This window comes from Sphingomonas sp. UYAg733, assembly GCF_054057355.1.
In genome coordinates this window covers 17,595-42,608 of record NZ_JBSRZE010000009.1, presented here as the reverse complement: position 1 = coordinate 42,608, position 25,014 = coordinate 17,595, and the positions used below count along the sequence as shown (strand labels likewise).

Here is a 25,014-nt window from a genome sequence, read left to right as displayed (position 1 = left end):
GGGGATTCTATCAATGCGCCTCGAACTCGACGCGCGCGCGCGCCGTATCCTTCGGCGGCTCCCGCGTACCAATATCTATTCGGCGCTCGAGCTGTTGCTGCTCGCGGTGCTTGCCGTGCAGTGCGCGCGGCTGTTGTGGGTGATCGTCACGCCGGTCGGCCCGCTTGGCAATTGGCGGCCGGCCGAACCTGGCATGTCCGGCTCGCCCGCTGCGATCCTGCGTGGGTTCGATCCATTCTTCCGCTTGAGCGCGGGTGGCGACGGCAAGCCGGCCACCGTGACCTCGCTGCAGATCACCCTGTTCGGCACGCGCATCGATGAAGCCGCTGGCGGCGGTTCCGCGATCATCGCCGGCCCCGACGGCGTCCAGCAAAGCGTCGCGGTCGGCGCGGAGATCATGCCCGGCGTGAAACTGAAAGCGGTCGCCTTCGACCATGTCACGATCGATCGTGGCGGCGCGGTGGAGGATTTGTTCCTCGATCAGTCGGACGCGGTGCAGACCGTCGCGCCGGAGAATACGCCGGGCGGCGCACCGCTCCCGACAGCTGGTTCGGTGCCCAAGGGCACGACCCTGGCGCAGGTCCAGTCGGACATCGGTTTCATCCCACGCGTCGATGCGGGCCGAGTCACCGGCCTCGTCGTCCGCTCGCAAGGCTCGGGCGCGGCGTTCCGCACCGCCAATCTGCGCGACGGCGATATCGTCACCGCGATCGGCGGTCGTGCCGTGACCGGGCAGGGTGACATCGAACGCGTCGCCGGACAATTGGCGGGGGGCGGCAATTTGTCGCTGACCGTCGAACGCGGCAACACCATTATTCCACTCGTCATCACGATAGCGGGCCAATGAAAAAACTGATTCTCGCACCCGTTCTCGCCTGCGTTCTTGCCGGTCCGATCCTTGCGCAGACGACGCTGAATGTCCGCGATGCGGACATCCGCGCCTTTATCGCCGATGCGGCCAAGGTGACTGGACGGACCTTCATCATCGACAGCCGGGTCCAGGGCAAGGTGACGGTGGTGACCGACCGACCGCTCAGCCGCTCCGAATATTTCGAGGTTTTCCTGTCGACCTTGCGCGCCAACGGCCTGGTCGCGGTGCCGACCTCGAACGGCGCATTCCGCGTCCAGCCGACCGATAATGCCGCGTCGCAGCCGAGCCGGGTCGGCCTGCGTGGTGCGGCGCGCAACAGCTTCGTGACCGAGGTGATCCGCTTGCGCTCGATCGATTCTGCCTCCGCGGTCGAGACTGTGCGGCCGCTGGTCAGCCCGCAAGGCTCGGTCACCGCCAATCGCGGTGGCAATTCGATCGTCGTGGTCGATTTCGCCGACAATGTTCGCCGCGTGCGTGAGGTGCTACGCCAGGTCGATACCGACAATGCCGCGACCCGCGTCGTCGCGCTCAAGAACGCCGGCGCGCGCGAAATTGCCAGTGCGCTCCAATCGCTGATCGGTGGCGGCGGGCAGGGCGGGCAGGGCGCCCCGACCGGCCCGAGCGCCACCGTGGTCGCGATCACCAGTTCCAATTCGATCGCCCTGCGTGGCGATGCGGCGACCGTGTCGCGGCTTGCGACTGTCGCCGAGGATCTTGACCGGCGTGCCAAGAACGGCACCGAGATCCGCGTCGTGTTCCTTGAAAACGCCGATGCCGAACAGCTCTTGCCGGTGCTGCAGCAGCTTGTCGGGCAAACACCGACCCAGCCGTCGTCGAGCGGCACCAACACGCTGTCGCGTTCCAATTTCGGCGGCACGGCGGCAAACAGCCAGAATAATCAGAGCAACAGCCCCGCACAGCCCCCGCAATCGCAACAGACTGGGCCGATGGCGAATGGTGGTAACGGGCAAGCCGCGATCGTCGCCGAGGGTGGGCGCACCGCGTCGGTTATCACGCGCTTCGCCGGCGCCAATGCGATCGTTATCGCCGCGCCGGCCGAGGTGCAGCGCCAGCTCAATGAAGTCGTGCGGCAACTCGACACAAGGCGCGAACAAGTGCTGGTCGAGGCGATCGTCGCCGAAGTGTCCGACGCGACCGCGAGCAAACTCGGCGTGCAGTTTCTGCTCGCCGGCCTGCCCGGTAGCGGTGTTCCAACTTTCGCCACCAGCTACAGCAACTCGGCGCCGAGCCTGTTGACCATCGCCGGCGCGGTCGGCGCGCGTCAGCTCAACACCACGACGACCACGATCAACGGCAGCACTGTCACCACATCGACCAACAGCGCGGTCAGCGATTCGCTTGCCCAATCGGCGCTCAGCTCGATCCTTGGTGCGAGCGGCGGCTTTGGCGGCGGTGCGTTCAACATCGGCAAGAACGCGATTTTCGGCACGATCATCAATGCGGTCAAATCCGACACCACGTCGAACCTTCTTCAGGCACCATCATTGACCACGCTGGACAATCAGGCGGCGCGCATTCTGGTCGGCCAGGAAATCCCGATTACCACAGGGCAGGCGCTGTCGACCAATTTCGACAATGCCTTCCGCACCGTGCAACGGGAGAATGTCGGCATTCAGCTTGAGGTCCGTCCGCAGGTCAATTCGAGCGGCACGATAAAGCTGTTCCTGCATCAGCAGGTCAGTTCGATCGCCGGTCCCGTGTCGAGTGACAATAGCGACCTGATCCTCAACAAGCGCGAGGTCGAAACGACCTTGACTGTCGATGACGGCCAGATCGCGATCATTGGCGGCCTGCTCAGCGACGATGAGCGCCGCACGATCGAGAAGGTGCCGCTGCTTGGCGATTTGCCAGGGATCGGCGCGCTGTTCCGGTCCAAGGCCAAGCAGCGCACCAAGACCAATTTGATGATCTTCATCCGCCCGACCATCCTCCGCACGCCGGAGGATACGCGTCGCGTGACCGAGCAGCGCTACGGCTATCTCCGCCTGCAGCAGGCCGGGCAGTCGCCCAATCAGGAGCCGAGCATCGACCAATTGGTGCGCGATTATATGGGCGCGGCGCCGCCGATCCCCTCCGCCCCGGTGCCGGGCAATATCGAGGACCTGCGGATTGGCGTGCCGGTGATGCGCAATTCGACCAAGGCGCTGAAGCCAAAGGGAGATCGATGATGCACATCGCACGCGGCGATGAACTCGATCAGGCAGGCGAAACACCGGCGGCGTTGCCGGAACCTTTCGTTCCGCCCTCGGCGATGATCGGCATTCCCTATGCCTTCGCGCGCCGCTTCGGTGTCGTGCTGGAGCCTTCCGATGGCGACCATCTGGCGATCGCTATGCGCGAGGGTTCCGATCCGCGCGTCTTGCTCGAGCTGCGCCGCCATCTCGCCCGGCCATTCGATGTCGGCTTCGTTTCTCCTGAGGATTTCGACCGCCGGCTGTCCGATGCTTATGCGATGGATGGGCAGGCGGCGGCGGTCGCTGCCGGGACGCTCGGGCTGGGCGACGAACTCGACATGCTCGCCGGCGACCTGCCGACCGCCGACGATCTGCTCGACACCGCGGACGATGCACCAGCGATCCGCCTGATCAACGGCATCATTGCCGACGCGGCGCGCAATGGCGTATCGGACATCCATATCGAGCCATACGAGACCGGCCTGGTCGTGCGCATGCGCATCGACGGCGTGTTGCGCGAGACATTGCGCATGCCGCCGCACGTCGCCCCGGTCATCGTCAGCCGCGTCAAGGTCATGGCACGGCTCGACATTGCCGAGCGGCGCGTGCCGCAGGACGGGCGGATCGGGCTGACGCTGGGCGGCAAGCTGCTCGACGTGCGCGTCTCGACCTTGCCGAGTCGCGCCGGTGAGCGTGTCGTGCTGCGTATTCTCGACAAGGAGAATGCTGGGATCACGCTCGACGTGCTCGGCATGACCGCGGCGATCAACACCATGTTGAAGGGCGCGATTTCGGAGCCCAACGGCATCATCCTGGTCACCGGTCCGACGGGGTCGGGCAAGACCACGACGCTCTATGCCGCGCTTCGCCTGCTCAACGATGGCAGCCGTAACATCCTGACGGTCGAGGATCCGGTCGAATATGCCATGGATGGTATCGGCCAGACCCAGGTCAATCCGAAGGTCGGGCTGACTTTCGCCGCCGGTCTGCGCGCGATTCTGCGTCAGGATCCGGACGTCGTGATGGTCGGCGAAATCCGCGACAAGGAGACGGCCGAAATCGCGGTACAGGCATCGCTGACCGGGCATCTCGTGCTCTCGACGGTTCATACCAACGATGCTGTCGGCGCGATCACGCGGATGCGCGACATGAAGATCGAGCCGTTCCTGCTCGCCTCGACCCTGCGCGCCGTTATCGCACAGCGGCTGGTACGACGCTTGTGCCAGAATTGCCGCAGGCCGGTGCAGGCGCAAGGTTCGGTGTCGGCACTCCTCGGCTTTGATCCCGGCGCGATCGTTTATGAACCGGTCGGCTGTGAGGAATGCAACAATACCGGCTTCAAGGGCCGGATCGGCGTGTTCGAGGCGATCCGCATCGACGAGACGATCCGCCGTCTGATCAACGACGGCGGAGACGAAGCGATCATTGCGCGTCATGCTTTTGTCAATTCGCCCAATCTTGGCTCAGCCGCGCGGCAACTCGTGCGCGACGGCCTGACCACGCCGGAGGAAGCGGTGCGCGTCTCACGGCGCGACATGGCGGACGTCGAAGCGCCGCTCGTGGTCGATGCGGACACCGATGCCTGATTTCGATTATCTGGTGATCGACACTGCCGGTCGCGAGAAGCACGGGCACATTGCCGCCGCGTCGATCGACGACGCGCGCGACGCGCTCGATCGCAAGCGAATGTATATCGTGAAGATCGAGGCGGGGTCGGGAGCACCATCGCGCGGCAAGCCTTTATTGGCTGAACTACGCCTCGGGCGCCGCAAGATGAACGTGAAGCAACTCACGCTTTTTACGCGACAATTAGCGACTCTTAACCAGGTCTCACCGCTCGAGGAATCGCTCCGCACCATCACCCGTCAGACCGAGCAGGAATCGATCCGCGAGATCGTGTCCAGCGTTCATGCCGGGGTGATGGAGGGCAGGCGGCTCGCCGAGGCGATGGGACGCGAGCCTAAGAGCTTCCCGCCGCTCTATCGCGCGATGGTCGCGGCGGGCGAGCGCTCGGGCTCGCTGCCGATCATTCTCGACCGGCTGTCGGTGCTCCTTGAACGCCAGGCTGAGATCAACGGAAAGCTCGTCACCACGCTCGCCTATCCAACCGTGTTGGCGGTGGTCGCGATGGGCGTGGTCACCGCGCTGATGGCATTCGTCGTGCCGCAGGTGGTCGAGCAGTTCGACACCGTCGGCCAGCAATTGCCGCTGCTGACGCGGATCGTGATCGCGCTGTCGGGATTTCTGGTTGGCTATTGGTGGGTCATGCTGCTCGCCGCCTTGCTGGTCGGCTTGATCGCGTGGCAGGCGCTCAAACAGCCGCCGATCCGACTGGCCTTTGATGGCTGGTTGCTGCGCATTCCGCTGCTCGGTCGCCTGCTGCGCGACCTTCACGCCGCTCGCATGGCGCGCACGCTCGCGACGATGGTCGCGAGCCGCTTACCCTTGCTCGACGGGCTCACGCTCACCGCCGGCACGATCCACAATCGCCGCCTGCGCCAGGCATCCGACGAGATCGCCGAGTCTATCCGTGCCGGTGGCAGCCTGTCGGCGGCGATGCGCCGTTCTGGCGTCTTTCCTCCGCTGCTGACGTATCTGGCGGCGTCGGGTGAATCGGCCGGTAAGTTGGACGAGATGCTGGAACGCGCCGCCGATTATCTCGAACGCGAATTGGACCGTTTCACCGCCACGGCTTTGTCGCTGCTCGAACCCGCGATCATCGTCGTCATGGGCGGTATCGTCGCGACGATCGTGCTATCGATCCTGCTGCCGATCCTGCAGCTCAACACGTTGGCCGGACAATGAGGAAGACCATGCGTACCGATCCGAAAAAGACCATCCGCAAGCGTCGCCACGAAGGGGGCTTCAAGTCCGTGAGGCGTTCCACCGAACACGGCTTCACGCCCGTGAGGCGTTCCGCCGAACACGGCTTCACGCCCGTGAGGCGTTCCGCCGAACACGGCTTCACGTTGGTCGAACTGATGGTGGTCATCGTCATTCTCGGCTTGCTTGCGACGATCGTCGCGATCAACGTCATTCCGCAGGGCGAACGCGCAAAGTCGGAAAAGGCGAAAGCGGATATCGCCACGATCGAAAGCGGACTCGAGCTCTACAAGCTCAACATGTCCATCTATCCAAGCACGTCGGAAGGTCTTCCCGCACTGGTCAGCGCACCGGCCGGCCTTCAGGATCCATCCCGCTATCAAAAGGGCGGATTTATCAAGAAGCTGCCCAAAGACCCTTGGGGCCGACCCTATCTTTACGCGTCGCCCGGCACGCACGGCACGGCGGATATCTGGACACTTGGCGCAGACGGCAAGGACGGCGGCGAGGGCGCGGACGCCGATATCGGCAGCTGGCAGTGACGTGAACAGGCCGGGGCTGGAGCATCGAGCGCGGGATGAGGGGCACTGCACCCTTCGACTGCCTGTTAGGTGCGATTCACGCGACTCCCCGACTTTGTCATGCCTGCTTTCCGGGCGGAGGCTGAGCATCGCGGACGAAAGCTCGGCCGATCGACTTGAATCGATCAGGGAAAGGGGCGAGCAGACTATGACTACAGGCCGACTTTTTTCCCGCGACGCGCCAGCAATATTCCCGTGCCGTGACACCGAAATTCCCGTAAGCTTTCCCGTGAATTCCCGCAGGCCGCCCGAAAATGCATTTTCCCGCGACGATTCGCGACGCTGCGGGAATTTGGCGTGACGATTGGGTGCCGTTGGCTATTGAATCAGCGCGATTCAGACGTGCATTGGGCGCAGGTCGTGGCGACCGGCGCTGATGCGACGCACGATGCTCCAACTCATCCTAAACGGTCCGCCGAACACGGCTTCACGCTGGTCGAGCTGATGATCGTGATCACGATCATCGGGCTAGCCTCGGCTGTTGCCGTCCTGGCGATGCCCGATCCGCGTGGGCGTCTGGTCGACGATGCCGAGCGTTTCGCGGCGCGGGCCCGGGCCGCGCATGATTCCGCGATCGTTGACGCGCGTCCTGTGAGCATATGGATTGCCGGTGCCGGCTATGGCTTCGACATGCGCAGTCGTGGCGCCTGGCAGCCGATCAGCGAAAAGCCGTTGCGCGTATCGCGTTGGGCCGACGGCGTGACGCCTGCATTGAGCAGTGAGCGCGATCGGATCGTCTTCGACTCGACCGGTCTCGCCGATCGCCCACTCGACGTACGGCTCAATCGCGACGGCGAAAGCGCCGTCGTCCGAATCGGCACCGATGGATCGGTCAAGGTCGATGGCTGATCTGCGCCGCGGCCCGGAACACGGTTTCACGCTGATCGAGATCATGGTCGCGCTCGCCGTGTTTAGCCTGGCGGCACTCGCCCTGATCCGCCTCGAAGGAGCGACGATCCGCGGCGCCGGCATTCTCGATTCGACCCTGACGGCGCAAATGGTCGCGCGCAATGTCGCGATCGAGGCACTTAGCGACGCCCAGCCTCCGGCAATTGGGCAGGCGAAGGGCGTCGAGCAGAATGGCGGGCGCAGCTGGGGTTGGACGCGTATGGTCCAGCCAACCGGCGACACGCGGATCCTGCGGATCGACGTGTCGGTCGCGGATACGGCCGGGCAGGTGCAGGGGCGGCTGACCGTGGTACGGCCGGCAACCCTGCCGGTGTCGGCGTCGACATCATGACCCGTTCCAGCCAACGCGCCTTCATGTCTTTGCGACGTTCCGCCGAACACGGCTTCACGTTCCGGCGACGTTCCGCCGAACACGGCTTCACGTTCCGGCGACGTTCCACCGAACACGGCTTCACGCTGATCGAGATGATGATCTCGCTGCTGATCTTCGGCATGTTGTCGGCGGCGGGCGCCGCATTGCTGTCGTTCAGCGTCCGCGCTCAGGGCACGACAGGGGCGAAGCTGGATGATGTCGGCGCGCTTAACCGGCTGTCATCGTCATTGTCGGCCGATCTGGCGCAAGCATCGTTTCGCACCACGCGCAACGAAGCGGGTGATGTCCTGCCGGCCTTCACCGGCGAATCGGGGTCTGGATCGAGCCCGATGCTGCGGCTCGTGCGCGGCGGGTGGAGCAATCTCGACCAGGCGCGCCGCGCGGGCGAGCAAAAGGTCGAATACCGCCTAAACAATGGCAATATGGAGCGGATCGCTTATCCCATGCTCGACGGCGCGGAGCCGCTGACGCCATCGGTCCTGCTGACCGATGTGCGTGAGGTTGGGCTCCGCTATCGCATTGATGGTGCGTGGAGCGACACCTGGCAGGGAAGCGCCAGGTCGCCGCTGCCGCAGGTGCTGGAAATGCGGCTTGTGCGCGCTAACGGCATCGAATTCCGCCAGCTGTTCCTGGTCGGCGCCGGCTATGCGCCCAAGGTAAAGGGGGCCGATGGTGCGATCGGCTGATTTACCCAAAGAACGCGGTGCGGCGCTGCTGACCGTGCTGTTGCTGGTCGCGGTGATCGCCGTGCTCGCGGCGACCGCGCTGGAGAAGTTGCGATTGGCGAGCCGGCTCTCGGGCAATGCGGCGGCGACCGAACAGGCGCGTGCTTTCGCCTATGCGGCCGAGACGCTGGCGTTGACCAAGGTCAGCGACCTGCTCGGACGGGACGCGGCGCGGGTGACGCTGGCGGGCGGATGGAGCGGCAAGCCGTTTCCGCTGCCGGTGCCCGGCGGTCTGGCGACGGCGCGCGTGCAGGACGGCGGCAATTGCTTCAATCTCAATGGCCTCGTTGTCGAGACCGAACCGAGCATCTACGCCGCCTATACCCCGGCGCGCATTCAATTCGTGCGGCTGATGCGGCTGGTGGGCGTGCCGGTACAGGTTGCCACCCCGATCGGTGACGCCGCATCCGACTGGATCGACAGCGACACCAACGCGCTGCCCGCCGGCGCGGAGGATGCGACCTATCTCGGCGCGGCGACGCCTTATCGCACCGCCAACACATTGATGGCCGACCCGAGTGAATTGCGCGCGGTGACGGGCGTCACGCCCGAAATCTACACAAAGGTCCGCCCCTGGCTGTGTACGTTGCCGATTGCCGCGCCGTCGGTCATCAACGTCAACACATTGCTCCCGGAACAGGCACCGCTCTTCGCCATGCTCCTGCCCGACACGCTCACCGTCGAGGCCGCACGGCAAATGCTGTTGAAGCGCCCACCACAAGGTTATGAGAGCACGAACGCATTCTGGCAGCTGCCGGCTCTATCCGGGATAACGCAGGCGACGGATGCGGTTGCTCAAACCGGCGTTACAACGCATTGGTTCGCACTCGACGTGGATGTGACCTTGGGTGGGGCGGAGTTGGAACAACAATCGACGATCGATGCGACCAGGCTGCCTGCGCGGCTGGTGTCGCGGCACTGGGGCGAGCGGTCATGAACGATACGCTGGTCCTGTTCCTGCCCGCCGCCAACACGCCGTGGCGCTGGCTGCGCATCGCCGACGATGTGGTCAGTTCGCGCGGCGAGGGGTTCCCCGACAGCGTCGATCCAGATGCGCCCCCGCCGGTGGCGATCGTACCGGCCGATGCCGTGACGCTTCATTGGGCCGAATTGCCCGACCGCTCCGTTGCCCAGTCCGTGACGGCGGCGCGGATGCTCGCGGCCGATGCAAGCGCATCACCGATCGCCGACCTGCATGTCGCGGTGGGGCGCGAGGACGATCAAGCCGAACGACCGATTGGCGTCGTGTCGGTGTCGCAAATGCATCATTGGCTTGCGGCCCTGGCGGCGAACGGCGTGGACCCGGCAATGGTGCTGCCCGCGCCGATGCTGCTGCCCCGTCCGGAAGAAGGGTATGTCCGTGCGGATTTGGGCGGCGAAGGCGTGGTGCGCGGTACCACCAGCGGATTTGCCGATGAGGCTCGGCTGACCGAATTGGTCACCGGTGGCACCGCACCGACGACCCTCGGGCGCGACGAGTTGGAGGCGGCGATCGTCGCGGCGGTCGGGTCGCCCGCGCTCGACCTGCGTCAGGGCATGTTCGCACGGCGACGCAAGTTCGCGATCGATTGGGCGCTGGTCCGCCGGCTTGGCTGGCTGTCGGTCGCGATCCTGACCGTAACTTTGTTCATAACGCTCGTCTCGATCATGAAATACGGCATTGCCGCCGACGCGCTCGAACAGCGTGCGGACACGCTCGCGCGTCAGGGACTGCCGCGTGGCGAGACGGTCAATAATGCGGATCGCCAACTCGACGAGCGGCTGTCGCGGCTGCGCGGCGGCGGGCTCGGTTTCAGCCGCACCGCCGCCGCGGTCGCATCGGCGGTGCGGTCGGTGCCGGGCGCGGAACTGACCGCGCTGGCGTTCGACGCCAATGGCGACGCACGCGCGACCATCACCGCCGACCGCGAAGCTGCGGCGACCGACGTCAAGACTCGGATCGAGGCGCAGGGCTTCACCGTGCCGTCCCCGATATTCGAATCGGCCAATGGCCGGGTATCGGGACAACTCACGGTGTCGCCACGATGATCCCAGCCTTCAACACTTGGTTCGCAGATCGCTCGCTACGCGAAAAGCGGCTACTGATCGGCATGGTCGCGCTTGCCGTGCTGACCTTGATCTGGGTTGGCATCATCCTGCCGGTGACAGACGCGCTTTCGTCGGCGCGCGAACGTCATGCCAGTGCGGTCATCCGCGTCGCCGAGACCGAGGCGCGGCTCGATGCGCTGAAGGACTTGCAACGGAATCGCCCCGTGCCGCTTGCCGCGCCGCTCGACGCGATCATCCGCGAGCGCGCGAACGAGGCGGGCTTCCCGCTCGCCAACGTTACCGTTCAGGCGGCGGACCGGGTTCAGATTACTATCGGGACCGCGAAACCGGGTGCGCTGCTCGGCTGGATTACCGACCTCGAGGCGGCGGGTATCCTGGTCGATTCGCTCAACATCACCAACAATGGCGACCAGACGGTCGCCGCGGACATGACATTGAAGGCGCGCGGGATATGAGGCGCATCCGCCTGACCACCGGTCCGACCGCGATGTTCGGCGCGGCATTCGTCATCGCATTGATCGTCTTCATGCCGATGCGCCTCGTGCTCGGCTGGTTCGGTCTTGGCGAAACCGGCCTGACCGCGCGCGCCGTCAGTGGCAGCGTCTGGTGGGGATCGATGAGCAATACCCGATTCGGCGATCTCCAACTGGGCGATCTGCGCGCCCGCCTTTCGCCGGTACAGCTACTCGTCGGTCGCGCCCGCGTGACGCTCGATGGTCGCGAGAGCACGAAGCCGCTACACGGCGCGATCGGGGTCAGCCGGCACAGTTTTGGGCTCGACGATATGACCGCAAGCCTGGCGGCGGGCAATGTCTTTGCCCCGGTCCCGGTGTCGGCCATCGACCTTGACGATGTCAGCGTCCGTTTCCAGGATGGAACCTGCCAGCACGCCGAGGGGCGTGTCCGCGCGAACCTCACCGGCGATCTGGCTGGAATCGCGCTGACGCAGGGGCTGACCGGCACCGCGCGATGCGATTCGGGCGCGCTGCTGTTGCCACTGGCGAGCCAGGCCGGGACTGAAACGGCCGCTCTGCGGCTTTGGGCGACGGGGCGTTTTCGCGCCGAACTGTCGGTGCAACCGACCGATACTGCCGCCGTGCCGCGGCTGGTTTTGAGCGGTTTTCAGCCCGGCGCCAATGGTTACACGCTGGCGATTGAGGGGAAGTTCTGAACGCAAATCTTGACGCTGGCCCGTCTGGCCCGCTAGGGGCGCTGGCTCTGCGGCGATCGTAGTTCAATTGGTTAGAGCGTCGGCTTGTGATGCCGGATGTTGCGGGTTCAAGTCCCGTCGGTCGCCCCATTCTTTTTCCGAGAGCAGAAATGACCAGCGGCTGGGGCTTCTCCGACTTCGACGAGCATGAGGGCGTTCACCTTTTCACCGATGCGAGCTCCGGCCTGCAGGCGGTGATCGCGGTCCATTCGACCGCACTCGGGCCTGCGGCAGGCGGAGTGCGCTTCTGGCATTACGCCGACAGCGACCGGGCGATCACCGACGCGCTGCGCCTGTCGCGCGGCATGAGCTTCAAGAACGCCATGGCCGGCCTGCCGATGGGTGGCGGTAAAGGCGTGGTGTTGGCGGCGAGGCCCGGCGACACGATCACCGTCGCGCAGCTCGAGGCGTTCGGCCGCGCGGTCGATTCGCTCGGCGGGCGCTATGTGACGGCCGAGGATGTCGGTATGTCCGAAGCGAGCATGAAGACGATCGCGACGATGACGCGCCACGTGTCCGGCCTGCCGGTCGCGGCGGGCAGCGCCGGCGGCGACCCCGGGCCGTATACCGCGCACGGCGTCTATCTCGGCGTCAAGGCGGCGGTCAAGCGCGGACTCGGCGTCGATTCGTTGAAAGACGTGCATGTGGCGATCCAGGGCGTCGGCAGTGTTGGTGGTGGTCTGGCCAGGCTGCTCACCAGGGACGGTGCTCGCCTGACCCTGGCGGACGTCAACACCGACCGTGCCAAGGCGCTGGCGGCCGAGCTGGGCGCGGAGGTCGTGGCGACCGATGCCATTCTCGGCATCCAGGCCGATATCGTCAGCCCAAATGCACTCGGCGCGATCCTGACCGAGGCATCGATCGCGGCGCTCAAGGCGACGGTGATCGCGGGCGGTGCAAACAACCAGCTCGCCACGCGCGAAGATGGTGCGCGACTGGCCTCGCGGGGCGTCCTCTACGCGCCCGATTACGTGATCAACGCTGGCGGCATCATCAATGTCGGGCTCGAATATCTCGGCCAGGGCGACGAGGCCGAGGTCAATGCGCGTATCGCCAGGATCCCGGAACGGCTGATCGAAGTGTGGGATGAGAGCGACCGTAGCGGAGCGCCGGCGTCGGACGTGGCGGACATGATCGCCAAGCGGCTGATCGGGCGGGGATGATCGGGCGGGGGTGATCGATCCGACGGTGCCGCGATACTGGCTCTTTCGGCCTGTTGAGTAACGCCCCGATCCCCTTTAGACCGCGAGCCATCGTGGCCTCCCTTCATGCCTTTGCCAATCCCGCTCGCTTCCTGAAGCTTGCGCGTCCGTTGACGCCCGTGCTGTTCTGGGTCGGGCTTGCGCTGATCGCGATCGGTAGCTGGGCGGGGCTTACTCAGACGCCACCCGATTACCTGCAGGGCGAGACGGTCCGCATCCTCTACATCCATGTGCCAAGCGCCTGGCTCGGCATGGCCGGGTGGAGCGGGATCGCGGTGTCGAGCATCACCTTTCTCGTCTGGCGCCATCCGCTTGCCAGTGTCGCGGCGCGCGCGATCGCCATGCCGGGCGCGGTATTCGCCGGGCTGTGCCTGATCACTGGATCGATCTGGGGCCGACCGACCTGGGGGACGTGGTGGCAATGGGATGGCCGGCTGACCTCGATGCTGCTGCTGTTCTTCGTCTATCTTGGATATATGGCGCTGGCGCGCGCCGATGCCGACCGTGGCGGCGATGGACGCATTCCGGCGCTCTATGGTGTCGCGGGGACGGTGTTGCTGCCGATCATCCGTTATTCGGTGGTGTGGTGGAACACGCTGCATCAGGGACAGAGCATCGGCCTGACGAGTTCGAAGATCGCCGGTAGCATCCTCTGGCCGCTGCCGATCATGCTATTCGGCTTCACGCTGTTCTTCGCCGCAATCGTGCTGATGCGGATGCGCGCCATGCTCGCCATCGCCAAGGCCGAGGCGCGGCTGCGCCGGATGGCGACGGCATGAACCCCTGGCCCTTCGTCATTGCCGCCTACACGCTGACCTTCGTCGCGGCCGCAGCGCTTGCGGCGTTTAGCTGGCGCGCGATGCGCAAGGCGGAAAGACCATGAAGGCGAAACATCAACGGCTGACGCTCGCGCTGCTCGCGGTCATCGCTACCGCCGGGGCGAGTGGCCTCGCGCTGTCGGCGCTGAAGGACCAAGCCGCCTTTTTCTACGCGCCGTCGGATGTCGCCAAGGCCGGGCCGCCGCTCGGTCGTGCGGTGCGACTTGGCGGCATGGTCGAGAAGGGGTCGATCAAGCGCAAGCCGGACGGCGTGTCGATCGACTTCGTCGTCACGGATGGCGCGGCGCGGGTGCCGGTCAGCTTCAGCGGCATCACTCCCGACCTGTTCAAGGAAGCATCGGGTGTGGTCGCGGAGGGCAATTTTAACGCCGATGGCAGCTTCATCGCAAGCAACCTGCTCGCCAAACATGACGAACGCTACATGCCACCGCAGGTTGCGCGGACTCGTGAGGGCAACATGCACGAGACGAAGACCCTTGAGCAATGATGGCTCGCCATGATCGCTGAAGGGGGACTCGCCGCTCTGTGGTTGGCCGCCGCGCTTGCGGCGCTGCAGCTGATCCTGGCAGCGGTCGGAATCGCCAAGGCGCGCGACGACATCATGGCCGCCGTTCGCCCGGTGGCGATCGTGCAGGGCCTGTTGACGACATTGGCGATGGGGCTGCTCATCGCGGTGTTCGTTCGGTCCGACATGTCGGTCCTGCTGGTCGCGGAGAACAGTCACTCGGCCAAGCCGCTGCTCTACAAGTTCGCCGGCGCATGGGGAAACCATGAGGGGTCGATGCTGCTCTGGGTCACTATCCTGGGGCTGGCGGGCGGCGCGATCGCGATCTTTGAGGATCGGCTGCAGAAATCGACTTTAATCGCGACGCTCGGCGCCCAGGCGGCAATCGCCCTTGGTTTTTATGCGTTTCTGCTCTTTTCCTCAAATCCATTCGCAAGGCTGGCTCCTGCCGCGCCCGATGGCGCCGGGCTCAATCCACTATTGCAGGATCCCGGCTTGGCGTTCCATCCGCCGACGCTGTACATTGGTTATGTCGGCATATCGGTGGCCTTTTCCTTTGCGGTCGGGGCGCTGGTCACGCGCGATGTCGGGCCGGCCTTTGCGCGGGCGATGCGGCCGTGGGTTTTGGCGGCGTGGATCTTCCTGACGCTCGGCATCACCGCTGGCTCCTATTGGGCCTATTATGAGCTTGGCTGGGGCGGCTGGTGGTTCTGGGACCCGGTCGAGAACGCCTCGTTGATGCCGTGGCTGGCCGCAACGGCTCTGCTCCATTCGGTCAGCGTGCTGGCGACCCGCGACGGGCTCAGGGCCTGGACGATCATGCTGGCGGTGGTGGCTTTCTCGATGTCGATGGTCGGTACCTTCCTGGTCCGCTCCGGCATTCTGACCAGCGTCCATGCCTTCGCCGTCGATCCCGGACGCGGCAGTTTCATCCTTGCCTTGCTCGCCATCTATATCGGCGGTGCGCTCGCCTTGTTCGGCGCGCGGGTCGGCACGGTGCGTCAGGGGAATGCCTTCGAACTGGTCAGCCGCGAAGGCGCGCTTGTGCTCAACAATCTGCTGCTCTCGGTGATCCTCGGCATTGTGCTGATTGGCACGCTCTATCCGATCGTGGCGGCGGCGATGGGCACGCAATTGTCGGTCGGGCCGCCTTTCTTCGACAAAACCGCCGGCCCGGTCGCACTGATCCTCGTCGCCTTTATGGGTACGGGGCCGTTGATGCGCTGGCGTCGCGACGAGGGCAGTATCCTGCTATCGCGGATGACAGCACCGATCGCCGCCGCCTGCTTCGCCTGGGCGGCGCTTTTCATCGTCACCGGCGGAATCGTGATCCTGCCCATGCTCGGGATCGGGCTTGCGGCGGGACTGGCCGTGGCGAGCGTCGCGCCGCTGTGGAAGCGCAATTTGCGCCGCACGCCCTTGTTCACCTGGGGCATGGTGGTCGCCCATCTCGGCATCGCGGTCAGCCTCGCCGGCATGGCGTCGGACAGCGCCTTTACCAAGGAGACTTTGGTCGCCGCGCGAGTGGGGGAGCCGAACAAGGTTGGACCCTATATTGTGGTTCTCGACGGGATCAGTCCGGTGATCGGGTCGAACTGGTCGGCGCTGCAAGCGCAACTGACGGTCAGGCGTGGTGAGGGCACGGCGTTCACGCTCCATCCGCAATCGCGCTTTTTCTCGTCACCGCCGACGGTGACGAGCGAATCGGCCATCGCGACGCGGCTCGACGGTCAGCTCTACACCGTGCTTGGCGCACCCGATGGACAAGGGCGCTGGCAACTCCGGCTGTGGTGGAAGCCATTCGTCACGCTGATCTGGCTGGGTGGCGCGCTGATCGCGCTGGGCGGCGCCTTGTCGTTGTTCGGCCGGGTCCGGCGCGAACGCAAAATCATGCTGCGGGAGGCTTACGCATGAAGCGCCCAATATGAAACGCGCCGTGATCTGGTTGCCGCTGATCGCGTTCGCGCTGCTGTTCGCGGTGGTCGCAAGCGGACTGATTCGCCCCGCCGACCGCACCGTGCGATCGGCGCTGATCGGCAAGCCGCTGCCGACCTTTTCGCTCGGTGCGATGGTACCGGACAAGCCCGGCCTGGGCAGCGCGGTGTTCCAGCAGGGCCAACCGCGATTGCTCAACGTGTTCGCGAGTTGGTGCGTGCCGTGCATCGCCGAAGCGCCGCAGCTGATGAAGCTCAAGCAGATGGGTGTGCCGATCGACGCGATCGCGATCCGCGATTCGGCGCCGGCGATCCAGGCGTTCCTGAAACGCAACGGCGATCCCTATCAGCGCATCGGTGATGACCGTGAGAGTTCGGTGCAGCTGGCGCTCGGTTCGTCGGGGGTACCGGAGACGTTCGTGATCGACGGGCACGGGCGCGTGGTGAAGCAGCATGTCGGTGATATCCGCGCCGACGATATTCCCGAAATCCTCGCGGCATTGCAGGCGGCGCGGTGACCGGCTCTCGCTTCTCGAACATATATCTGACTGGCTCCCTCGGCGGAGGCCGGGGCCCAGTCGCGTTGCCGGATGTAATGACGCGCAGCGCCTTGTTACGCGCGTCTCCCGACTGGGCCCCGGCCTCCGCCGGGGAAGCGCGCAAGAGGTCTGGAGTGGCGGCATTGGCGGCGTTGTCGCTCCTGGCCGCCACACCGGCACTCGCCGACAGCGCTCAGCCCGCAGCCTCGCTCGCCAATACCCAGCTCAAGGATCCGGCCAAGGAGGCGCAGGCCCGCGCGTTGATGGCGACATTGCGCTGTCTTGTGTGCCAGGGCCAGGCGATCTCCGACAGCGATGCCGAAATGGCCGGCGATATGCGCTCGCTGGTTCGGCGGCGGATCGCCGATGGCGAGAGGCCGGAACAGGTGCGTAAATGGCTGATCGCGCGCTATGGCGACTATGTGACCTATGATCCGCCATTCAGCATCGTGACCGCGCCGTTATGGCTGATGCCGCTGCTGTTGCTGGCGATTGGCGGATGGCTGGCGCGCGGTGCGTTCAAGCGGCGGCGCGGCTGATGGGCTGGGGCGTCCTTGCCGCGATCACCGGGGCTGCGGCGCTGCTGTTGTGGCGGCTTGGCGTGTCACGTGAACTCTGGTCGTTCATCGGTTCGGCACTGGTGCTTGGTGCGGCGGGTTATGCGTTGCAGGGCCGGCCGCTGCTGGCGGGCGCGCCGGTCGAGGCGAATGCGAAGCCGATCGACGTGGATCCGGCACTGATCGCGCTGCGCGAAGCAATGGTTGGGCGACTGCGTGCCGATACGGCTTATCTTACCGCCGCCGATGGCCTGACCCGAGTGGGGGATACCGAGAGCGCCATACGCGCCATCCTGGGCGGATTGCACCGTTACCCCGACAGCCTCGCGCTTTGGACCGGCCTTGGCACGACTATGGCGCTGCATGATGGCGGACAGGTATCGCCCACGGCGCTGTTCGCCTTTACCCAGGCGGCGCGGCTCGGCCCGAAAAATCCCGGGCCGCCTTTTTTTGCCGGGCTCGCCTATATCCGCGAGGGTAATTTCGCACAGGCGCGGCCTTATTGGGCGCGAGCTCTGGCTCTGACGCCGGAAAAAATCTCCTACCGGCCGGAACTGGCCTACCGGGTGGCCTTGCTCGACCGGCTGTTGGCGGACGCGGATCAGGCCGCACCGCGCTAACCGGGCGGCGACTGGGCAAGGCGGCATCCAGACTGAATCAGAGGCTTTTCCAGTGAATGACCGCCAGTGCGACGATGACGACCGGCGCCAGCCTGGCGCCCGTGGCAAGCGGAGTATCGGCTTCACGGATTCGTATCAAATATCTAATATATAACGAAATTACGCGATGTTCTCGCTGAGGCTTTGGCGAAAAAGAAGTGGAACATACCGGTGTTCCATATCTCTCTCGCCCGTCCTTTCAGTCCGTCCCCGCAATCCAGTCATCGATAAGATTCAACCATCACAGGTGATCGGGCATGTCATCGCTCACCGGACATATACCGGCGCATATGTTCCGTTCTTTCTCATGGCCGCGAAGCTTCGGGTGCAAGCTCCTGTTTCGATCGAAACGGCTCCTGTTATCGCTCCTGTTCCGTCCTGTTTTTCAATAACAGGACCGGGGCCGACAAGCTGTTCAAAACAGGCATATAATCCGGCCGCAGGAGTGGCCCTGACAGGGCAGAAAAAGCGTGCGCTTGACGTAGCGCTCGTTACTTCAGACGTGCGAGCAGCTTCTCTGGTTCCCGGGCTCCCATACAGGCGGGAGCCCGGGCCAGGCAGAGGATGTTATGCGCTCCATGCCTCGAACGGCAGGTCGAGCGCGTCGGCCACGGCCTGGTGGCGGATCTTGCCGTTCGACACATTCAACCCATTGGCGAGGTGCGGATCAGCGGTCATCGCCTTTTCCGCGCCAAGGCTTGCCAGCTTCAGCACGAAGGGCAGGGTCGCATTGTTGAGCGCGAAAGTGCTGGTGCGCGCGACCGCGCCGGGCATGTTGGCGACGCAATAATGGATCACGCCGTCGATTTCGAACACCGGGTCGTCGTGCGTCGTCGCATGGCTGGTTTCGAAGCAGCCGCCCTGATCGATCGCGATATCGACCAGTACAGAACCGCGCTTCATCGCTTTGAGCATCTCACGCGTGACCAGCTTCGGCGCCGCTGCACCGGGAACCAGCACCGCGCCGATCACAAGATGCGCATTCTTCACTGCCGAAGCGATCGCCGCTTTGGACGCGTAGGCCGTCTTGATCTGGCTCGAAAAGAACATGTCGAGTTCGGCCAGGCGCGCGTTGGAGATGTCGTAGATCGTCACATCGGCACGCATGCCGACCGCCATCTGCGCCGCGTTGACGCCGGAGACGCCGCCGCCAAGGATCGCGACCTTCGCAGGGGCCACGCCGGGCACGCCGCCGAGCAGCACGCCGCGACCGCCCTGTTCCTTTTCGAGATAATGCGCGCCGACCTGGATCGACATGCGGCCGGCAACCTCCGACATCGGTTTGAGCAGGGGCAATGAGCGGTCGTTGGCGGTGACCGTCTCATACGCGATGCAGGTCGCGCCCGACTTGATCAGCCCCTCCGCCTGCGGCTTGTCGGCGGCGAGGTGGAGATAGGTGAAGAGCAGGTGGCGCGATTCGAGTAGCGCGATCTCGCTCGGCTGCGGCTCCTTGACCTTCACGATCATATCAGACTGGGCAAATACGCTGGCGGCGTCGGGCAGGATCGTCGCACCGGCGTCGATATAATCCTGATCCTCGAAGTCGATGCCGAGACCGGCCCCGGTCTGCACCGCGACACTGTGGCCGAGTGCGACCAGTTCGACGACCGATGGCGGTGTCAAGCCGACGCGATATTCGTGATTCTTGATTTCCTTGGGAACACCGACGCGCATGACGAAAACCCCTGTAGAGTTATGGTGGGCATATAATAGCGCGTTCTCGTCCCCGAATCTCTGCAAACTGTTGTGGCAATTAGGTATGAGTTTGCATAAATATGCGTACTGGGTGATGCTGTGAACGGAAATCATGCAAATTAATCGGATAGACTCGGCAATTCTCCAATTGCTCGCCGCCGACGCGCGGGCGTCGGTCAGCGGCATTGCGGCGCAGGTCGGATTGTCGCAATCGGCGTGCACCCGGCGCATCCAAGCGCTAGAGGCGTCGGGCCATATTCTCGGCTATGGCGCGCATCTCGGGCATCGCCGACTTGGGTTTTGCGTGACCGCGCTGGTCGATATCACGCTCGGCACCCAGGTGGAGGAGGATCTCGCACAGTTCGAAGGCGCGGTAGCGGCGATCGACGGCATCGTCGAATGTGCGCTGGTGTCAGGCGCACAGGATTATCGACTGAAGATCATCTGTCGCGACCTCGACGATTATGAACGCATGCATCGGGAACATCTCGGCCGGCTGCCTGGCGTCAACACGATCAGCAGCAGCTTCGTACTTCGCGCCGTTCCCACCCGAGGCGAGGCGGATGCGTTGTTTGCCGGAGGGGCGGTGTGATATGGTCTGTCATATTCATCCGCTTCACCCGTTTGCTCAAGTGGCCGCTTCGAAAAGCTCAGAACGAACGGGGGGTGGAGCGGGCAGTCGCTGGCCCGGTTGCGACGATGACCGACGCATGATAGGCGCGCCACGCAACCGACTAGGCGTCGGTAGCGTTGGGCCAAGATGCGATTGATGCGATTTCCTATCAGATTGCTGCCCCGGTGACCGCCGGAACCCCTGAAATCGTCGCAGAACCGGGCGCCGACATTGGCGACTCCGTGTCGCATCACGGTCACGGACCGGACGGCATCGTCAAATTGTCGCTCGGCGCGATCGGCGTTGTGTTTGGCGATATCGGCACCAGCCCACTTTATGCTTTTCGCGAGACTTTTGCCGGCCACCATCCGCTGACCGTCGACCAATTACACGTGATGGGTGTGGTCAGCCTGATGTTCTGGTCGATGATGCTGGTCGTGACGGTGAAGTATGTCAGCATCATCATGCGCGCCGACAATAAGGGCGAGGGTGGCAGCCTGGCGTTGCTCGCTCTGGTGTCGGGCAAGACCAAGACGAGGCGCTGGTCGGCCGGCATCGTACTGCTCGGCGTGTTCGCGACGGCTTTGTTCTATGGCGACAGCATGATCACACCGGCCGTGACCGTGCTCGGCGCGGTCGAGGGGCTGGCGATCGCCGCGCCAGGCCTGAGTGGCCTGGTGCTGCCGATCGCGGTGGTCATCCTGATCGCCCTGTTTTCGATCCAGCGCAGCGGCACGTCGAAGATCGGCCTGTTCTTCGGTCCCGTCATGCTGCTCTATTTCGCGGTCATCGCGGCGCTTGGCGTGATGAGCATTGTGAAGACGCCCGATATCCTGTGGGCTTTCTCGCCCCATTATGCGGTGGAATTCATTCTCTACGATCCAGTCCGCGCTTTTCTGGCGCTGGGTTCGGTCGTGCTTGCGGTGACCGGCGCCGAGGCGCTGTACGCTGATATGGGGCATTTCGGCCGCAACCCGATCCGCGTGTCGTGGCTGTTCTTCGTCCTCCCTGCGCTGATCATGAATTATATGGGGCAGGGGGCGATGCTGATGCGCGACGGCACGCCTGCGCTGGAAAGTCCGTTCTATCTTCTCGCCCCCGATTATCTGCAGTTGCCGCTTGTTCTGCTCGCGACGATGGCCGCGGTGATCGCCAGCCAGGCAGTGATCACCGGTGCCTTTTCCGTCACGCAACAGGCGATTCAGCTCGGATTCATCCCGCGCCTGCGCATCGAGCATACCAGTGCCTCGACCGTCGGCCAGATCTATATCCCGCTGGTCAACTGGCTGCTGATGGCGATGGTCCTGCTGCTGGTGCTGGCATTCCGCTCCTCGGCGAACCTGACTTCTGCTTATGGCATCGCGGTCACCGGGGCGATGATGATCGACACCTGCCTCCTCGGCGTGGTGTTGTTCCGACTGTGGAACTGGCCCAGATATTACGCGATCCCGCTGCTGGCAGTGTTGTTCCTGGTCGACGGCGCCTATTTGGCGGCCAACCTCACCAAGGTGCCGGACGGCGGCTGGTTCCCGCTACTCGTCGGCTTGATCATCTTCACCTTCCTGACCACCTGGGCGAAGGGGCGGAAGCTGATGATCGAACGGATGCGCGAGGGCGCGATGCCGATCAAGATCTTCATCCACTCCGCCGCGACATCGGCGACCCGCGTGCCCGGTACTGCGGTGTTCATGACCTCGACGCCGGAGGGCGTGCCCCACGCGCTGCTGCATAATTTGAAGCACAACAAGGTGCTGCACGAGCGGATCATCCTGCTCACCGTGAAGATTATGGATGAGCCCTATTATCCCGATGACGGCCGCTGTTATCTTGAGGATCTGGATCAGGGGTTCCATCGCATGGTGTTGAAATACGGCTTCATGCAGGAGCCGGACGTGCCCGCAGCACTCGCCAGGATCACGCAATGTGGTGCCGAATTCCGCATGATGGACACCAGTTTTTTCCTATCGCGCCAAACGCTGATCGCCGCGTCGCGGCCTGGGATGATGCTGTGGCGCGAGAAATTATTCGCCTGGATGCTGCGCAATGCTGAAAGCGCGATGGAATTCTTCCGCCTGCCGACCAACCGCGTTGTCGAACTGGGCAGCCAGGTCGAGATTTGAGCGAAGCCGTTGCTTTGAAAATTCGCGGAAAAGCGAATTTTGCAGGCGGTGCCACCCTCCGCATTCTTTCCTACGATGCTTCGCATCGTCGGAACCTTGGGCTGCTCCGCCCGCTCCCCCACTCTGCCACCCACGGCGTATCCTGAATGGGCGGCGGGGTGGGGGAGCGGGCTGGCACCGTCCGAATCATAGGCGCGCCGATTATCGTCACGGCGCTGTTCGGCAAGCAGGATGCGGCCTATTTCGACGGCATGCGCGCTGCGCATTATCCCGCCGAGCGCAACCAGCTCAACGCACACCTGACCATGTTCCACCACCTTGGTCCGTCACTCGAGGCGGAGCTCAAGCAGCGACTGGCGAGCGAGACGCGCGGCGTGCCGGCGCCGGCGGCACGAATCGCTGGATTGATGTCGCTGGGCAAGGGCTTGGCATTCCGTATCGAATCGCCCGAACTCGCCGATATCCGCGATCGGCTGGCCGATGCGTTCGCAGCTATGCTGACGCCGCAGGACGCGGTCGGCTGGCGGCCGCATGTGACCGTCCAGAACAAAGTCACGCCGGCCGAAGCCAAGGCATTGCAGGCAATGCTGGAACCGGATTTTCGCCCGCGTACCGTCGCGATCGCCGGTCTGGCCAGCTGGTGGTATCGCGGCGGACCATGGGAGCCGCTGTCGCGTCACATGTTCGCTTGACCGATCCGACCGGCGTTCCTATAGCCCGCGCCTCGCGAGTTAGCGGCCCTTCGGGGCGGAGTAGCTCAGCTGGTTAGAGCGCGGGAATCATAATCCTGAGGTCGGGGGTTCAAGTCCCTCCTCCGCTACCACTCGCGAGCCTTTTCCAAACCCGCTCAGGGCAAGCGTCGCGCGGTCCGGATCAGGATCGGTGGGACCAGCATTTGCCCCTTCATCACACCTTCGCCGGCGGTCAGCGAGGGGGGTGCGTCGAGCACCCGCACGATCACGTCCATTCCCTCGACGACATGGCCGAACGCGGCATAGCCGAGATTGTCGCCTGGCTGGCTCGGGTCGGCATCGAGCGATGGCTGGTCGCCGACACTGATGGTGAAGTCGCCACTCGCCGTGCCCGGCGCGTAGCGCGCGGTAGAGATCGTGCCGCTCAGATGCTTGAGGCCGGTCAGCGTGGTCGGTTCATGCTTGATCGGCGGCAGCACGCGCTTCGGCGCGTTCTGCACGCCGAACTGAACGAAGCCGAACTTCGGCGCGACCTTCACCGTGCGGTAAAAGCCGATCCCGTCGAGCCGCTTCTGATCGACATAGCGCAGGAAATTGGCCGTCGTGATCGGCGCGCGCCCCTTTTCGAGCTCAAGGACGATTCGGCCCTGATCGGTTTCCAGTGCAACACGCACCGTGGCAGGCGCCGACATGGGCAGCGGCGTGGGGACAGGAGCGGGCATAGTCTGCGCGTGTACGCCGGACGCGGTCAGCGCCAGGGTCAGCAGAATCGGTCGGAAGAACATCGGCATCCTCATCCGCTTGGGGTTCGGTACGGCGTATAGCCCGGATCGGGACCAATCGCATCTAGGGGCGGGCGAAGAATCGATATCCTTCCACAGGTGTCATCACCTCCCATGTTGCATTGGCACGCGGGCGCGCCTTAGAAGCGCGGCTTCGCCAGAACGGACGCTTTATGACCACCCATACGACCAAGATGCTTATCCTCGGCTCCGGCCCGGCCGGCCTGTCTGCCGCCATCTATGGCGCGCGCGCCGGCATGGCGCCGATCGTCGTGCAGGGCATCCAGCCGGGTGGTCAGCTGACCACCACGACCGATGTCGAGAATTACCCGGGCTTTGCCGACGTGATCCAGGGCCCCTGGCTGATGGAGCAGATGCAGGGCCAGGCCGAACATGTCGGCACGCGGCTGATGTGGGACACGATCGTCGAGGTCGACCTGACGCGGCGGCCGTTCCGGCTGATCGGTGACGGCGGCGATGTCTATGAAGGCGATGTGCTGGTCATCGCGACCGGCGCACAGGCCAAATGGCTCGGCCTCGACAGCGAGGAATTGCTCAAGGGCAAGGGCGTCAGCGCCTGTGCCACCTGTGACGGCTTCTTCTACCGCGGCAAGCGCGTCGCGGTGATCGGCGGCGGCAATACCGCAGTCGAGGAGGCGCTGTACCTCACCAACCATTCGCCCGACGTGACACTGATCCATCGCCGCGACAGTTTTCGTGCCGAGAAGATCCTGCAGGACCGGCTGTTCGCGCACAAGGGCATCAAGGTGCTGTGGAACAAGGAAGTCGCCAGCTTCGTCGATGGCGGTGGTACATCAGGCCTGGTCGGCATCGAGCTGCGCGACACGGTGACCGGCGAGGTTTCACGCGTCGATGTCGATGGCGGGTTCGTCGCGATCGGACATCATCCGGCGACCGAGCTTTTCCGTGGCCATCTCGCGCTCGATTCGGACGGCTATATTGCCGTCGAGACCGGTACTACGCGAACCAGCGTGCCCGGCGTATTCGCCTGCGGTGATGTCATGGACAAGATCTACCGCCAGGCGGTGACCGCTGCGGGCACGGGCTGCATGGCCGCGCTGGATGCCGAGCGGTTCCTGGCAACGGCAGAGTTCGAGGTCGCCGAAGCGGCTGAGTAACG

General features: G+C 64.4%; 25 protein-coding genes and 2 tRNA genes. 25 read left to right on the top strand and 2 right to left on the bottom strand.

The features are described from left to right. Positions 1–13 precede the first annotated feature (13 nt). The 20 genes from ACVWZA_RS15130 (at position 14) to ACVWZA_RS15035 (ending at position 17,932) form a co-directional block, all read left to right on the top strand. A complete protein-coding gene (locus ACVWZA_RS15130; RefSeq protein ID WP_457312085.1) occupies positions 14–847 on the top strand; it encodes a type II secretion system protein N in 834 nt (277 codons plus the stop codon). Beyond that, complete coding sequence (gene gspD / locus ACVWZA_RS15125) at positions 844–3,060, top strand: type II secretion system secretin GspD (protein ID WP_457312084.1); 2,217 nt, start codon at positions 844–846, stop codon at positions 3,058–3,060. Before ACVWZA_RS15130 ends, gspD begins: the two co-directional genes overlap by 4 nt. Further along, a complete protein-coding gene (locus tag ACVWZA_RS15120) occupies positions 3,060–4,652 on the top strand; it encodes a GspE/PulE family protein (RefSeq protein ID WP_457312180.1) in 1,593 nt (530 codons plus the stop codon). The genes gspD and ACVWZA_RS15120 overlap by 1 nt, the downstream gene beginning before the upstream one ends. Then, entirely contained in the window at positions 4,645–5,871 is a 1,227-nt protein-coding gene (gene gspF / locus ACVWZA_RS15115) for a type II secretion system inner membrane protein GspF (RefSeq protein ID WP_457312083.1), read from the top strand. Before ACVWZA_RS15120 ends, gspF begins: the two co-directional genes overlap by 8 nt. Before the next feature lie 8 nt (positions 5,872–5,879). After that, positions 5,880–6,431, top strand: a complete 552-nt coding sequence (gspG, locus tag ACVWZA_RS15110) for a type II secretion system major pseudopilin GspG (protein WP_457312082.1) — start codon at positions 5,880–5,882, stop codon at positions 6,429–6,431. A gap of 399 nt (positions 6,432–6,830) precedes the next feature. Beyond that, positions 6,831–7,319 (top strand): GspH/FimT family pseudopilin, encoded by a 489-nt coding sequence (locus ACVWZA_RS15105; protein ID WP_457312081.1) that lies wholly within the window; start codon positions 6,831–6,833, stop codon positions 7,317–7,319. Further along, positions 7,312–7,710 carry a type II secretion system minor pseudopilin GspI gene (gene gspI, locus ACVWZA_RS15100; protein WP_457312080.1) on the top strand — a complete coding sequence of 133 codons (399 nt, stop codon included), beginning with the start codon at positions 7,312–7,314 and terminating at the stop codon, positions 7,708–7,710. The genes ACVWZA_RS15105 and gspI overlap by 8 nt, the downstream gene beginning before the upstream one ends. Beyond that, complete coding sequence (gspJ, locus tag ACVWZA_RS15095; protein ID WP_457312079.1) at positions 7,707–8,438, top strand: type II secretion system minor pseudopilin GspJ; 732 nt, start codon at positions 7,707–7,709, stop codon at positions 8,436–8,438. Before gspI ends, gspJ begins: the two co-directional genes overlap by 4 nt. Then, positions 8,422–9,414 (top strand): type II secretion system minor pseudopilin GspK, encoded by a 993-nt coding sequence (gspK, locus tag ACVWZA_RS15090; RefSeq protein WP_457312078.1) that lies wholly within the window; start codon positions 8,422–8,424, stop codon positions 9,412–9,414. The genes gspJ and gspK overlap by 17 nt, the downstream gene beginning before the upstream one ends. Continuing rightward, positions 9,411–10,505, top strand: a complete 1,095-nt coding sequence (gene gspL, locus ACVWZA_RS15085) for a type II secretion system protein GspL (protein ID WP_457312077.1) — start codon at positions 9,411–9,413, stop codon at positions 10,503–10,505. The genes gspK and gspL overlap by 4 nt, the downstream gene beginning before the upstream one ends. Further along, positions 10,502–10,981 carry a type II secretion system protein GspM gene (gene gspM, locus ACVWZA_RS15080; protein WP_457312076.1) on the top strand — a complete coding sequence of 160 codons (480 nt, stop codon included), beginning with the start codon at positions 10,502–10,504 and terminating at the stop codon, positions 10,979–10,981. The genes gspL and gspM overlap by 4 nt, the downstream gene beginning before the upstream one ends. After that, the gene (gene gspN / locus ACVWZA_RS15075; RefSeq protein ID WP_457312075.1) at positions 10,978–11,697 is read left to right on the top strand and encodes a type II secretion system protein N; all 720 of its coding nucleotides are present in this window, start codon (positions 10,978–10,980) and stop codon (positions 11,695–11,697) included. The genes gspM and gspN overlap by 4 nt, the downstream gene beginning before the upstream one ends. Positions 11,698–11,749: 52 nt before the next feature. Further along, positions 11,750–11,826: transfer RNA gene (locus ACVWZA_RS15070), tRNA-His, on the top strand. A gap of 20 nt (positions 11,827–11,846) precedes the next feature. Continuing rightward, positions 11,847–12,899 carry a Glu/Leu/Phe/Val family dehydrogenase gene (locus ACVWZA_RS15065; RefSeq protein ID WP_457312074.1) on the top strand — a complete coding sequence of 351 codons (1,053 nt, stop codon included), beginning with the start codon at positions 11,847–11,849 and terminating at the stop codon, positions 12,897–12,899. Between the two features lie 92 nt (positions 12,900–12,991). Continuing rightward, positions 12,992–13,717, top strand: coding sequence for a heme ABC transporter permease CcmC (gene ccmC / locus ACVWZA_RS15060; protein ID WP_457312073.1), 726 nt, complete (start codon positions 12,992–12,994; stop codon positions 13,715–13,717). Positions 13,718–13,817: 100 nt separating this feature from the next. Continuing rightward, positions 13,818–14,264 (top strand): cytochrome c maturation protein CcmE, encoded by a 447-nt coding sequence (ccmE, locus tag ACVWZA_RS15055; protein WP_457312072.1) that lies wholly within the window; start codon positions 13,818–13,820, stop codon positions 14,262–14,264. A 9-nt stretch (positions 14,265–14,273) separates the two neighbouring features. Further along, positions 14,274–16,196 carry a heme lyase CcmF/NrfE family subunit gene (locus ACVWZA_RS15050; RefSeq protein WP_457312071.1) on the top strand — a complete coding sequence of 641 codons (1,923 nt, stop codon included), beginning with the start codon at positions 14,274–14,276 and terminating at the stop codon, positions 16,194–16,196. Positions 16,197–16,206: 10 nt separating this feature from the next. Then, the gene (locus ACVWZA_RS15045) at positions 16,207–16,734 is read left to right on the top strand and encodes a redoxin family protein (protein ID WP_457312070.1); all 528 of its coding nucleotides are present in this window, start codon (positions 16,207–16,209) and stop codon (positions 16,732–16,734) included. A 77-nt stretch (positions 16,735–16,811) separates the two neighbouring features. Beyond that, complete coding sequence (locus ACVWZA_RS15040; protein WP_457312069.1) at positions 16,812–17,294, top strand: cytochrome c-type biogenesis protein; 483 nt, start codon at positions 16,812–16,814, stop codon at positions 17,292–17,294. Further along, on the top strand, positions 17,255–17,932 hold the full coding sequence (locus ACVWZA_RS15035) for a tetratricopeptide repeat protein (protein WP_457312068.1): 678 nt from the start codon (positions 17,255–17,257) through the stop codon (positions 17,930–17,932). The genes ACVWZA_RS15040 and ACVWZA_RS15035 overlap by 40 nt, the downstream gene beginning before the upstream one ends. A 606-nt stretch (positions 17,933–18,538) precedes the next feature. Here ACVWZA_RS15035 and ald read toward each other — a convergent pair. After that, entirely contained in the window at positions 18,539–19,645 is a 1,107-nt protein-coding gene (gene ald / locus ACVWZA_RS15030; RefSeq protein WP_457312067.1) for an alanine dehydrogenase, read from the bottom strand. Between the two features lie 133 nt (positions 19,646–19,778). Here ald and ACVWZA_RS15025 point away from each other — a divergent pair, with 133 nt between their 5' ends. The 4 genes from ACVWZA_RS15025 to ACVWZA_RS15010 all read left to right on the top strand — a co-directional run bounded on the left by ACVWZA_RS15025 (position 19,779) and on the right by ACVWZA_RS15010 (position 23,222). Next, complete coding sequence (locus tag ACVWZA_RS15025) at positions 19,779–20,258, top strand: Lrp/AsnC family transcriptional regulator (protein ID WP_457312066.1); 480 nt, start codon at positions 19,779–19,781, stop codon at positions 20,256–20,258. A gap of 251 nt (positions 20,259–20,509) precedes the next feature. After that, positions 20,510–22,399 carry a potassium transporter Kup gene (locus tag ACVWZA_RS15020; protein ID WP_457312179.1) on the top strand — a complete coding sequence of 630 codons (1,890 nt, stop codon included), beginning with the start codon at positions 20,510–20,512 and terminating at the stop codon, positions 22,397–22,399. A 146-nt stretch (positions 22,400–22,545) separates the two neighbouring features. After that, positions 22,546–23,091 (top strand): 2'-5' RNA ligase family protein, encoded by a 546-nt coding sequence (locus ACVWZA_RS15015; RefSeq protein WP_457312065.1) that lies wholly within the window; start codon positions 22,546–22,548, stop codon positions 23,089–23,091. A gap of 54 nt (positions 23,092–23,145) precedes the next feature. Beyond that, a tRNA-Met gene (locus ACVWZA_RS15010) sits at positions 23,146–23,222 on the top strand. 24 nt (positions 23,223–23,246) lie between these two features. Here ACVWZA_RS15010 and ACVWZA_RS15005 read toward each other — a convergent pair. Next, positions 23,247–23,876 carry a peptidylprolyl isomerase gene (locus tag ACVWZA_RS15005; protein WP_457312178.1) on the bottom strand — a complete coding sequence of 210 codons (630 nt, stop codon included), beginning with the start codon at positions 23,874–23,876 and terminating at the stop codon, positions 23,247–23,249. Positions 23,877–24,046: 170 nt separating this feature from the next. On the opposite strand from ACVWZA_RS15005, the gene trxB reads away from it, so the two are divergent. Continuing rightward, positions 24,047–25,012, top strand: a complete 966-nt coding sequence (gene trxB, locus ACVWZA_RS15000) for a thioredoxin-disulfide reductase (protein ID WP_457312064.1) — start codon at positions 24,047–24,049, stop codon at positions 25,010–25,012. Positions 25,013–25,014 lie beyond the last annotated feature (2 nt).

Coding starts and splice junctions, on each gene's coding strand:
- ACVWZA_RS15130 (WP_457312085.1), top strand. CDS start 14: ATGCGCCTCGAACTCGACGCGCGCGCGCGCCGTATCCTTCGGCGGCTC.
- gspD (WP_457312084.1), top strand. CDS start 844: ATGAAAAAACTGATTCTCGCACCCGTTCTCGCCTGCGTTCTTGCCGGT.
- ACVWZA_RS15120 (WP_457312180.1), top strand. CDS start 3,060: ATGCACATCGCACGCGGCGATGAACTCGATCAGGCAGGCGAAACACCG.
- gspF (WP_457312083.1), top strand. CDS start 4,645: ATGCCTGATTTCGATTATCTGGTGATCGACACTGCCGGTCGCGAGAAG.
- gspG (WP_457312082.1), top strand. CDS start 5,880: ATGCGTACCGATCCGAAAAAGACCATCCGCAAGCGTCGCCACGAAGGG.
- gspI (WP_457312080.1), top strand. CDS start 7,312: ATGGCTGATCTGCGCCGCGGCCCGGAACACGGTTTCACGCTGATCGAG.
- gspJ (WP_457312079.1), top strand. CDS start 7,707: ATGACCCGTTCCAGCCAACGCGCCTTCATGTCTTTGCGACGTTCCGCC.
- gspK (WP_457312078.1), top strand. CDS start 8,422: ATGGTGCGATCGGCTGATTTACCCAAAGAACGCGGTGCGGCGCTGCTG.
- gspL (WP_457312077.1), top strand. CDS start 9,411: ATGAACGATACGCTGGTCCTGTTCCTGCCCGCCGCCAACACGCCGTGG.
- gspM (WP_457312076.1), top strand. CDS start 10,502: ATGATCCCAGCCTTCAACACTTGGTTCGCAGATCGCTCGCTACGCGAA.
- gspN (WP_457312075.1), top strand. CDS start 10,978: ATGAGGCGCATCCGCCTGACCACCGGTCCGACCGCGATGTTCGGCGCG.
- ACVWZA_RS15065 (WP_457312074.1), top strand. CDS start 11,847: ATGACCAGCGGCTGGGGCTTCTCCGACTTCGACGAGCATGAGGGCGTT.
- ccmE (WP_457312072.1), top strand. CDS start 13,818: ATGAAGGCGAAACATCAACGGCTGACGCTCGCGCTGCTCGCGGTCATC.
- ACVWZA_RS15050 (WP_457312071.1), top strand. CDS start 14,274: ATGATCGCTGAAGGGGGACTCGCCGCTCTGTGGTTGGCCGCCGCGCTT.
- ACVWZA_RS15045 (WP_457312070.1), top strand. CDS start 16,207: ATGAAACGCGCCGTGATCTGGTTGCCGCTGATCGCGTTCGCGCTGCTG.
- ACVWZA_RS15040 (WP_457312069.1), top strand. CDS start 16,812: ATGACGCGCAGCGCCTTGTTACGCGCGTCTCCCGACTGGGCCCCGGCC.
- ACVWZA_RS15035 (WP_457312068.1), top strand. CDS start 17,255: ATGGCTGGCGCGCGGTGCGTTCAAGCGGCGGCGCGGCTGATGGGCTGG.
- ald (WP_457312067.1), bottom strand. CDS start 19,645: ATGCGCGTCGGTGTTCCCAAGGAAATCAAGAATCACGAATATCGCGTC.
- ACVWZA_RS15025 (WP_457312066.1), top strand. CDS start 19,779: ATGCAAATTAATCGGATAGACTCGGCAATTCTCCAATTGCTCGCCGCC.
- ACVWZA_RS15015 (WP_457312065.1), top strand. CDS start 22,546: ATGGGCGGCGGGGTGGGGGAGCGGGCTGGCACCGTCCGAATCATAGGC.
- ACVWZA_RS15005 (WP_457312178.1), bottom strand. CDS start 23,876: ATGTTCTTCCGACCGATTCTGCTGACCCTGGCGCTGACCGCGTCCGGC.
- trxB (WP_457312064.1), top strand. CDS start 24,047: ATGACCACCCATACGACCAAGATGCTTATCCTCGGCTCCGGCCCGGCC.